The following is a 309-nucleotide window of genomic DNA, read 5'->3' as shown; positions in this document are numbered from 1 at the left end:
GTGATAGTTGTTCAGCGCACAGAATTCTTTGCCTCGCGATATCAGCGGGCTGTAGGCTCTCAGCGCTTTGACTTCCAACACATGATGGCGATTGGGCTCCAGCCCAATACCTGGCATTTCCTTTACCAGATTGACGGCTTTTTTTAAGGTGACCTGTGGTCGTGGGCCAAGGCTGCTGTCGGCGTCGGGCAGATGTGCCGCTGCCTCTGGCACGATGAAGTCGCGGACTTCCACGCGAAAGAAACGGGCGTCTTCTTGTTCGGCGCGCTCCTGAGCCATATACGTCTTGTCATTACGGCGCGGGCCGCT

General features: G+C 56.6%; 1 pseudogene. It reads right to left on the bottom strand.

From position 1 onward, the window contains the following. A pseudogene (locus tag ACI77I_RS32275) lies at positions 1-279 on the bottom strand (lipase family protein); the annotation flags it as partial. Positions 280-309 lie beyond the last annotated feature (30 nt).

Origin of the sequence: Pseudomonas sp. D47 (genome assembly GCF_045447305.1) — a bacterium.
In the GTDB taxonomy this organism is placed as follows: Bacteria; Pseudomonadota; Gammaproteobacteria; order Pseudomonadales; family Pseudomonadaceae; genus Aquipseudomonas.
This window is presented reverse-complemented; position numbering and strand designations above follow the sequence as displayed.